Annotated in this window: 9 protein-coding genes and 1 pseudogene; 4 read left to right on the top strand and 6 right to left on the bottom strand. The window is 69.4% G+C overall.

Annotated elements, in window-relative coordinates; genetic code table 11:
- The 4 genes and pseudogenes from ABW137_RS27680 to ABW137_RS27665 form a co-directional block, all read right to left on the bottom strand.
- Positions 1–500, bottom strand: a pseudogene (locus ABW137_RS27680) (DUF58 domain-containing protein); the annotation flags it as partial.
- Positions 497–1,462: an AAA family ATPase gene (locus ABW137_RS27675; protein WP_526404737.1), complete on the bottom strand. Its 966-nt coding sequence runs from the start codon at positions 1,460–1,462 to the stop codon at positions 497–499. The pseudogene ABW137_RS27680 and the gene ABW137_RS27675, both read right to left, overlap by 4 nt.
- Positions 1,459–1,986: a hypothetical protein gene (locus ABW137_RS27670; RefSeq protein WP_526404735.1), complete on the bottom strand. Its 528-nt coding sequence runs from the start codon at positions 1,984–1,986 to the stop codon at positions 1,459–1,461. The genes ABW137_RS27675 and ABW137_RS27670 overlap by 4 nt, the downstream gene beginning before the upstream one ends.
- The gene (locus ABW137_RS27665) at positions 1,983–2,897 is read right to left on the bottom strand and encodes a DUF4129 domain-containing protein (RefSeq protein ID WP_526404733.1); all 915 of its coding nucleotides are present in this window, start codon (positions 2,895–2,897) and stop codon (positions 1,983–1,985) included. Before ABW137_RS27665 ends, ABW137_RS27670 begins: the two co-directional genes overlap by 4 nt.
- Before the next feature lie 155 nt (positions 2,898–3,052).
- Here ABW137_RS27665 and mug point away from each other — a divergent pair, with 155 nt between their 5' ends.
- Positions 3,053–3,601: a G/U mismatch-specific DNA glycosylase gene (mug, locus tag ABW137_RS27660; protein WP_526404731.1), complete on the top strand. Its 549-nt coding sequence runs from the start codon at positions 3,053–3,055 to the stop codon at positions 3,599–3,601.
- 113 nt (positions 3,602–3,714) lie between these two features.
- On the opposite strand, the gene ABW137_RS27655 is transcribed toward mug, so the two are convergent.
- Positions 3,715–3,981 (bottom strand): helix-turn-helix transcriptional regulator, encoded by a 267-nt coding sequence (locus tag ABW137_RS27655; RefSeq protein WP_526404729.1) that lies wholly within the window; start codon positions 3,979–3,981, stop codon positions 3,715–3,717.
- Positions 3,982–4,080: 99 nt separating this feature from the next.
- On the opposite strand from ABW137_RS27655, the gene map reads away from it, so the two are divergent.
- Positions 4,081–4,851 carry a type I methionyl aminopeptidase gene (gene map / locus ABW137_RS27650; protein WP_526404727.1) on the top strand — a complete coding sequence of 257 codons (771 nt, stop codon included), beginning with the start codon at positions 4,081–4,083 and terminating at the stop codon, positions 4,849–4,851.
- A gap of 23 nt (positions 4,852–4,874) precedes the next feature.
- Here the strand turns inward: map and ABW137_RS27645 are convergent, their stop codons facing one another.
- Positions 4,875–6,275, bottom strand: a complete 1,401-nt coding sequence (locus ABW137_RS27645; RefSeq protein WP_526404725.1) for an HNH endonuclease signature motif containing protein — start codon at positions 6,273–6,275, stop codon at positions 4,875–4,877.
- A 124-nt stretch (positions 6,276–6,399) separates the two neighbouring features.
- Here ABW137_RS27645 and ABW137_RS27640 point away from each other — a divergent pair, with 124 nt between their 5' ends.
- Together ABW137_RS27640 and ABW137_RS27635 are read left to right on the top strand one after the other, a co-directional pair.
- Positions 6,400–6,885: a peroxynitrite isomerase gene (locus ABW137_RS27640; RefSeq protein WP_526404723.1), complete on the top strand. Its 486-nt coding sequence runs from the start codon at positions 6,400–6,402 to the stop codon at positions 6,883–6,885.
- The coding region (locus ABW137_RS27635; RefSeq protein WP_526404721.1) for a serine hydrolase at positions 6,882–7,411 on the top strand (530 nt) is incomplete at its 3' end. The genes ABW137_RS27640 and ABW137_RS27635, both read left to right, overlap by 4 nt.

The raw sequence follows: 7,411 nt of genomic DNA, 5'->3' as shown, positions 1-7,411 counted from the left end.
ACGTCGGCCACCTCGACGCGGCCCGTCACGGCCCGTGCCGAGAGCAGTCCACCGCGTGCGACGACGTCGACCCCGACGGTGACCGGATACCGGCCCCACCGGTCGGCTGACAGTTCGATCACCATCCCCGTCGATCCGGGCATCACCCCCTTCGCTCCGCTCGCCCCGGGCATCACCGCCATCGCGGCGCCCTCGACGCCCTCGACGGTCAGCCGCACCGACGCGCCATGCTCGGCCGTCGCCCAGATCTGCAGCCGGGCTACCTCGGTCTCGAAGCACCGGACCAGGCCTGGCGTGGCGGCGACCGTCACGGTGGCTCTCGGCCGCTGCCAGGGCAGCGAGACCAGCACGCCCAGCAACGGCGCGGCGAACACGATGAGCTGCCAGCGGGAGCCGATCAGGGCGACGGCCATCGCCACCGCCGCGCACGTCGCGAGTGAGAGTGCGAGAGGTGAAGCGTTCCAACGTAGTTCGACGTCGGTGCAGCGGGTGTCGGTCACGTGGCGCCCCGGGTACGTGGCACGGGGACGCGGCGCAGGAGTTCCTCGACGACGTCGGAGCTGCGCACCTGGCGAACCCACATCTCCGGGCGGAGGCTTATCCGATGCGCCATGGCGGGCACGGCCAAGGCCTTGACGTCCTCGGGGATCACGTAGTCGCGGCCCGCCAACAACGCCCTGGCGCGGGCGAGTTGGACGAGGTCCAGTTCGGCGCGGGGGCTGGCGCCGACGGCGACCTGCGGATGCTGGCGGCTGGCGACGGCAAGGGCGACGACGTACTGCAGGACGTCCTCGTGCACCGTGACCTCCTCGACCGATTCGCGCATCGCGATGAGCTGTTGGGCGTCCACGATCCGCGCGACGGTCGGGTCGGCCGAGCCGCGGTCCAACCTGCGACGCAGCATCGACGTCTCGTCGCGCTCGCCGAGGTAACGGAGCTCGAGGCGAATCGTGAAACGGTCGAGCTGGGCTTCCGGCAGAGGGTAGGTGCCCTCGTATTCGATGGGGTTGTCGGTGGCGAGCACGATGAACGGTTCCGGCAGTGGGTGGGTGTCACCGTCGATGCTGACCTGGCGCTCGGCCATCGCTTCGAGCAGTGCCGCCTGGGTCTTCGGCGGGGTCCGGTTGATCTCGTCCGCGAGCAGCAGGTGGCTGAAGATCGGCCCAGGCCGGAACTCGAATCGGCCCGACTGCATGTCGTAGATCGTCGACCCGAGCAGGTCGGCGGGCAGCAGGTCGGGGGTGAACTGCACGCGCTTGAAGTCCAGCCCGAGGGCCGCCGCGAAGCACCGCGCGATGAGCGTCTTGCCAAGTCCGGGAAGGTCTTCGATGAGGACGTGCCCTCTGGCCAGGAGTGCGGTGAGGATCAGGGTGAGGGCCGCACGCCTGCCGACCACGACGCGGCCGATCTCGTCGAGCACGGCCTCGCAGTGTGCGGCGGTCGTGGTGACCGGCAGGATCATATGCTCTCCAGGCGTTGCAGGACCTCGGCGAGGACGGCCCGCCCGGGGCCGGGTTCACCGGCCCCCCTTGGCAAGCCGCTGGTCAAGACGCCGCTGGTCAAGACGCCGCTGGTGACGACGTTGTCCGGGTCGACCCACGGCCACAGCCGCTCACCGAACACTGCGATGGCCGTGGCGTGGAAGACCTTGGGATCCTTGCCCTTTCGTGCGCCGGTCGCCAGCTCGAACTGCCTGGCCAGCATCGGGCGCAGATGCTTGTCCCAGTCCGCGCGGTTGGAGTCCGCCCGCGCGATCAGGATCTCGGTCTTGGCCAGCCAACGGCGCAGCGACTCCGCGGGGTCGCGGGCACGGGAGTCGTCGACGTCGGGTCGCGCGTCGCGGACCAGCACCCAACGCGCGACCAGCAGCGCGATGGCGACCGCCCCACCTGCCAGCCACGGAACGAAACGGCGGTCGGGGTGGGTGAGCGCCAGCAGCTCGGCACACACGATCAGCAGGATGCCGACGATCGCGACCTTCTTCACGCGTGACTCCGCAACTCGTCGAGCACGTGGGTCAGCACGCCGATCGCGGCGTCGCGGTGTCCCTCGTTCATGACGTGTGAGCTGAAGCGGGCCTCGTCGAAGAGATCCACCAGTTGCGTTGCGCTGTCGGGCCGCAACGCATGGTGGTCGACGGCGCGTGCCAGGACCTCCGACGCCGTGTCGAAGTCGCGGGGCGCGGCATCGGGGAGCAGCGAGAGCTCCCGCTCCATCGCCGCGTAGCAGGCGATGATGGCCTTGCGCGGCTCGCGGCTGAGATCACCGACCTCGGCGAGCCCCACTTCCGCTGCGCGGGCGAGGGATTCGGACCGAGTGTTCGGCTCCCCAGATTCGCCATCGTCGGCCCAGCGCGCCGGGTGCGCCGGGCGCCGCCGTCGGCGCGAGGCGATGATCGTCCCCACGACGAGGACGAACAGGAAGATCACCGTGGCGGTGTAGAAGTAGCCGAGCAGACTGGACTCGCCACCGACGTCGGGCGGCAGGTCGGCGGCGTTGCGCGCGGCCTCGGATTCCGCTTCGTCGGGCGTCGTTCCCGGGATTTGGGCGGGTACGTCGTGCCGTGGGCCGCCGAGCCGGCTGAGCGCCGCGTACAGCAGAAGCCAGCCGAGGATCAACCCGAAGGCGATCACCGAGACACGCCATGTCGGCCCTGCGCGGTCGCGGCGGAGCCAGTCGGAACGGGCCGCTGCGGTCGGCGGGCGGGCGTTGCGACCCATCAGCCGGAGCACGACAGCCACCACGACCACCGCCACCGCCGCGGCGAGTAGGCCGACGACGACGATGCCCGCCAACGGGCTTTCCTGGTCGGTATCCGCCGCCACCTGGTCGGCGCCTGGGACGTATCCGCGCAGGGCGACGGCGGCCATGAACAGCAGCGCGACCAGGACGGTCACGGGCGCGGTGCTGCGTGTCCTCCCTCGGGGCGGCACGTGGCCGACGCTACGCGAGACGGGTCCGGCATGGACCGCATCCGGCGGCAATCCTGCCGCAGGACCGGCCCGTGGCCCGTCCCATGCCCGAGCTCGCGGCTCACCGTAGCGTTTCTCGCGTGGCGCGCTATGAGGTGAACATCCTTGCCCAGGGTCTCGACGTCGTCTTCTGCGGTCTGAATCCGGGCGCGACCGCGGCGCAGGACGGTCACAACTTCTCGAACCGCAGCAACCGCTTCTGGTCGGTACTGCACTTGGCCGGATTCACCGACACCCGCCTGCGACCGGAGGACGAGCGCTGCCTGCTGGACTACGGGTGCGGCATAACCGCGGTCGTCGAGCGACCAACGCCGCGAGCCAGCGAGGTGTCGGCTCAGGAATTCCGGGCTGCCCGACCAGGTTTCGAGGCGAAGATCCGCCGCTACGCGCCGCGAGCGATCGGCTTTCTCGGCAAGCCTGCACTGGCGGCCATGACACGGACCTCCGAGGTCGCCTGGGGGCCCTACTCTCCAGGGTTCGCAGGCGCGGCGGCATGGGTGCTACCCAATCCGAGCGGATTGAACAGAAACTTCACCCTCGCCGCCCTAGTGGGGGCGTATTCCGAGTTCCGTTCCGCCTTCCCACGATCGGGGCCCGGTCCCGGCACGCCCAGTCTCATCACGGGGTAGTCATGCCGCCGGCCGGGAGCCGCACGCTTGACGGAACTGCGATGCCGCTTCGGAAGGATGCGCAGGCAGCGTGGTCTTGACCTGATCGTCGTCCGGCGCCTTGCTGCACATGGCTATCCGGTGTCGCGGAGGTTGAGTTCGGGAAGGCAGATGCGGGCGAGGTCCTCCAGCGGGATGTCCAAGACGGCCGCGAGCGCGGCGACCGTCGTAAACGCGGGGGTGGCCAGGCGTCCGGTCTCGATCTTGCGCAGGGTCTCCGGCGATATCGACGCAGCGTGTGCGACTTCTGCCGGCTTGCGGTCGCCGCGGGCCTGCCGCAGGAAGGCGCCGAGGCGCCGCCCCACGGCCAGCTGCTGCGGCGTCAAGGGTGATCGCACCATGCTCGCAGGATACGGCACTGCGGTATGAAAATACCGAACTCCGTATTAGTCTGGTATTTCTATACCGGACATCGGCCGGAGAACGTGAGGGGTGGGCGAGTGCTGGAGTTGAAGACGCGCCAGGAGATCGAAGCGATGCGGAACACCGGCGCCTTCATCGCCGGCCTGCTCGACGACCTGCAGTCGCGCGCCGGGGTGGGAACCAATCTGCTCGATCTGGAACACCGTGCGCGGCAGCTGATCGACGAGCGTGGCGCGGTGTCGTGCTACTGGGACTACGCGCCGTCATTCGGCCGCGGTCCCTTCCGCAACGTCATCTGCCTTTCGGTCAACGATGCGGTGCTCCACGGTTTGCCGCACGACTATGCGCTGCGCGACGGCGATCTGCTGAGCATGGACATCGCAGTATCGATCGACGGGTGGGTCGCCGACTCGGCGCGCAGTCTGATCATCGGCACTCCAAGGGCCGAGGACCAGCGGATCATCGAGGCAACCGAGCGCGCCTTGGCGGCCGGGATCGAGGCCGCTCGCCCCGGCAATCGGCTCGGCGACGTCTCCGCAGCGATCGGAGCGGTCGCCGACCAATACGGCTATCCGGTCAACACCGACTTCGGCGGGCATGGGCTCGGTCGAACGATGCACGAGGATCCCCACGTCTCCAACCGTGGGCGCGCGGGCCGCGGCCTGGTGCTGCGGCCCGGACTGACTCTCGCGCTGGAGCCCTGGTTCGCTCAGGGCACCGACAAGATCGTGTACGACCGCGACGGATGGACCATCCGATCGGCCGACGGGTCGCGCACCGCCCATAGCGAACACACCATCGCGGTGACCGACGGCGAACCACTCGTGCTCACGCGCCAGGCGGCCTGAGTTCACGCTCCTCGCAACGGCTTTCAGCCGGTGTCGATGGGCAGACCGTCGGGCGGTCCCGGCGGGGCCAGGATGCGTTCGGGGGCCAGGATGCGTTCGGGGTGGTGGTACGGGTTCACTCGGTGCTGGCCGGTGTCGAGCGGGGGTGGTGGGGTCCAGCGGACTTGGCCGTCGTGGATGGTGACGACCCAGCCGGTCTCGGCGAGGCGGTTGTGGGGGCCGCAGGCCAGGACCTCGGCGTCGACGTCGGTGTTGCCGTGGTGTTTGGCCCAGCCGGTGGTGTGGTGGACCTGGGTGCCGTAGCCGGGCACGGTGCAGCCGGGGAAGGTGCAGCCCCGATCCCTAGCGTGCAGCACGATGCGATGGCCGGCGGGCGCGAGCCGTTTGGTGCGGCCGAGGTAGAGCTCTTCGGTGGTGTGCTTGTCGTAGATGCGCAGGTAGTGGCGGGCGTGCGATGCCATCCGGATCACGTCGGACATCGGCAGCAGGGTGCCGCCCGCGGTGACGGCGCTGCCTGCGGCGGCTTCGAGGTCTTGCAGGGTGGTGGAGACGATGATGGTGACCGGCAGGCCGTTATGTCGACCCAACTGCCCGCTGGACAGCACGGAGCGCCCGATCGCGGTGAGCGCGTCATGATTGCGCTGCCCCACCGAGCGGGTGTCGGTGTCGATCTGCTCTTGAGTGGGGGTGCCCGTGGTGCGGGGGGTGTCGTCGTCGGGGTTGGCCATGCCGGGGGCGGCGAGTTTGGCGAAGAGGGCTTCGATGGTGGCCCGGGCGTTCGGGTCGAGGTTCCCACGGACGGGAGTCATGCCGTCGGGGTCTTGCTTGCCGATCCACAGGCCACGCTTGCGGGCGCGGTCGGCGTCGTTGGGCACGGGGCCGTCGGGGTCGATCACGTTGAGCAGTAACGCGGCAACTTCGCGGAGCGCGTCGGGGCTCAGGCCTGCCGCGGCGGTGGCCAGGGAGGTTTCGGCGCGGTCGCGGGCGGCGGTGTCCACCCAGAGCGGGAGCTTGCCCATCGTGGTGCGGATGACCGTGACGTGTTCGGCGCCGATGCGACCGGCGGCCTGGGCGGCCGCGGTCTGCTCCAGCACCGGTGCCAACGGCTGGCCGGTCAGGGCCCGGCGGGGACCCAGTTCGGTGGCTTCGGCCAGGCGGCGGGTGGCGTCCTTGGCCGAGATGCGCAACCGGGTGGTGAGCACTTCGCGCAGGTTCTTGGCACCCAGCGCGATCGGCGAGGCCTCGGCCTGCAGGCGGGCCAGAATGCGATGGCTCAGGGTGGGCATCTGCCAGGCGGTGGTCTCCAGCGCGGACTGCAGGTCCAACAGTTCGGTGTGGGTGAACGGCTCGACGTCGAGGGCCAGCAGGTCCTGGCAGGCAGCTTGATAGGCGGCAACCGCTGCGGTCACGCGCTCCGAACTCATGTCTCGAACACTAGTTCGAAGACCGGGTTCTCCGCGGGCGCCATCCACAGGTCAGCGCCCCTGTGGATGGATTCGGCCGCGATCCACGAAACCTGGTAAAGGAGCCCGCCGTACGCTGGCGAACGTGGCCGATCTCCATCCCGCGCTCGCCGCCCTATCCCCGCTGCTCGGCACCTGGGCAGGATCCGGGGACGGCGAGTACCCGACCATCAGCTCCTTCAGTTACCTCGAAGAGGTCACGTTCGGCCACGTCGGCAAGCCGTTCCTGGCCTATACCCAGCGCACCCGCGCCCGCGACGACGGTCGCCCCCTGCACGCGGAGGCCGGGTATCTGCGGGCGCCGTCGCCCAACCGCGTCGAGTTGATCCTCGCGCACCCCACGGGAATCACCGAGATCCAGGAGGGCTCGCTGACCGCGAGCGACTCGTCGATCGAACTGGAACTCACCGCGACCACCATCGGCCTCTCCGCATCGGCGAAAGACGTCACGGCGCTGTCCCGTTCGTTCTCGATCGCCGGCGACGTGTTGACTTACACCGTCCGCCTGGGCGCAGTGGGACAACCCCTTCAGCACCACCTGTCCGCCACGCTGCACCGGAAGGGCGCATGAGCCAGCCGACACCGGATGGCCGGATCCGCGTGCCGACGGATCTGGACGCGGTGACCTCGATCGGTGCCGAGGACCACGCCGAGGTCGATCCCCAAGGCATCGAACGCATTTGGGACGCCACGCGGCACTGGTATCGGGCGGGAATGCATCCCGCGATCCAGGTCTGCCTGCGCCACGACGGCCGGATCGTCCTCAATCGCGCCATCGGCCACGGCTGGGGCAATGCGCCGTCGGACCCGCCCGACGCAGAGAAGATCCCCGTCACCACCGAGACGCCGTTCTGCGTGTACTCCGCCGCCAAGGCGATGACCACGACCGTCGTACACATGCTGGCCGAACGCGGAGTGCTGTCGCTCGACGACCGGGTCTGCGACTACCTCCCCACCTACACCAGCCACGGCAAGGACCGCACCACGATCCGCCATGTGATGACCCACAGTGCCGGGGTGCCGTTCGTCACCGGCGCCGAAGCCGACCCGAAGCGGATGGATGACAGCGATTACGCACGGGAGCAACTCGGCAACCT

Origin of the sequence: Mycobacterium sp. (assembly GCF_040509115.1) — a bacterium.
In the GTDB taxonomy this organism is placed as follows: Bacteria; Actinomycetota; Actinomycetes; order Mycobacteriales; family Mycobacteriaceae; genus Mycobacterium.
Note: the sequence above shows the minus strand (reverse complement) of the source record. Positions and strands in the feature narration are given on the sequence as shown.

Bases quoted from the DNA above. Each gene is read 5' to 3' on its own strand.
- ABW137_RS27675 (WP_526404737.1), bottom strand. From the start codon at position 1,462: ATGATCCTGCCGGTCACCACGACCGCCGCACACTGCGAGGCCGTGCTC.
- ABW137_RS27655 (WP_526404729.1), bottom strand. From the start codon at position 3,981: ATGGTGCGATCACCCTTGACGCCGCAGCAGCTGGCCGTGGGGCGGCGC.
- ABW137_RS27645 (WP_526404725.1), bottom strand. From the start codon at position 6,275: ATGAGTTCGGAGCGCGTGACCGCAGCGGTTGCCGCCTATCAAGCTGCC.